General features: G+C 68.8%; 2 protein-coding genes. Both read right to left on the minus strand.

Annotated features, from left to right (window positions below):
* Positions 1 to 512, minus strand: a 512-nt coding sequence (locus tag ACIQLF_RS21820) for an isocitrate lyase/phosphoenolpyruvate mutase family protein (protein WP_400303332.1), incomplete at its 3' end; no start/stop codon positions are given.
* Position 513: 1 nt separating this feature from the next.
* Positions 514 to 1,389: MmgE/PrpD family protein (locus ACIQLF_RS21825; RefSeq protein WP_400303335.1), on the minus strand; the 876-nt coding region annotated here is incomplete at its 5' end.

The following is a 1,389-nucleotide window of genomic DNA, read 5'->3' on the forward strand; positions in this document are numbered from 1 at the left end:
TCCAGTCCCTCCACGGCGCGCACGTCGGTGCGGGCCATGATCAGGAAGTTCGGGTCGCGGCGTGCGTCTGCCGCCGCGGCGATGCGCTTGACCATGGTGTCCAGGTCGACGACGTTCTTGCCGTCCAGGTGGCCGCAGCGCTTCGGGTTGAACTGGTCCTCGATGTGGCAGCCGGCCAGGCCCGCGTGCTCGAGTTCCTGGATGGTGCGTGCCACGTTCATCGGCTCGCCGAATCCGGTGTCCGCGTCCACCAGCGAGGGCAGGTCGGTCATCCGGGCGATCTGCCCGGCCCGGGTGGCGACCTCGGTGAGCGTGGTCAGCCCGATGTCCGGCAGGCCCAGGTCGTTGGCCAGCACGGCGCCGGAGATGTAGACCCCGTCGAAGCCCTTTTCGCCGATCAGCCGTGCCGAGAGCGGGTTGAAGGCCCCGGGGAACTGGCGGGCTGCACCCGGAACCAGCATTTGGCGCAGGGCAACGCGCTTCTGCTCGGGGGTGACGTTGGAGTACAACATGCTAGAACAGTCCCTTCGGGGCTGCGGCGAGGTCGATGACGCCCGGGGCCGCGACGATGTTCAGCGCATCCAGCTCGCCGGCGCCCAGCTTCTCCAGGTTCTCGGCCGCGGCGATGAAGCGGTCGATCTCGTCCTGTTCGACCAGGCCTGCGGCCAGGGTGCGGAACTTGTTGATGTACTGTTCGCGGGCGAACGGCCGGGCGCCGAGCGGGTGCGCGTCGGCCACGGCGATTTCGTCCGTGATGACGGTGCCGTCGTTCAGGGTGATGACCACCGTGCCGCCGAAGGCCTTCTCGCTGATGTCCAGCGAGTGGTAGCGGCGGGTCCACTCGGCGTCTTCCTCGGTGGTGACCTTGTTCCACAGCTCCACGGTGTCCGCACGTCCCGCGCGCTCGGGGGAGTAGGAGTCGACGTGGTGCCAGGCGCCGTCCTGCAGGGCGACGGTGAAGATGTACGGGATCGAGTGGTCCAGGGTCTCGCGCGAGGCGGTCGGATCGTACTTCTGCGGGTCGTTGGCGCCGGAGCCGATCACGTAGTGGGTGTGGTGGCTGGTCTTGATCAGCACGGAGGCGACGTTCTTGGGGTCGGTGGCCTCGGGGTGCTCGCGGTGGAGCTTGCGGGCCAGGTCGATCCAGGCCTGGGCCTGGTACTCGGCCGAGTGTTCCTTGGTGTAGGTGTCGAGGATGGCGCGCTTGGCCTCGCCGGCCTCCGGGAGCGGAACCGTGTAGGCGGCGTCCTTGCCGTCGAGCATCCAGGCGATGACGCCGTCCTCGCCCTCGTAGATCGGCACCGGCGAGGTCTGGCCGCGCATGGCGCGGTCGGCTGCCTCGACGGCCATCTTGCCGGCGAACGCCGGTGCGTGGGCCTTCCAGGTGGA

The sequence above is a fragment of the Paeniglutamicibacter sp. NPDC091659 genome, from assembly GCF_044756805.1.
Lineage (GTDB): Bacteria > Actinomycetota > Actinomycetes > Actinomycetales > Micrococcaceae > Paeniglutamicibacter.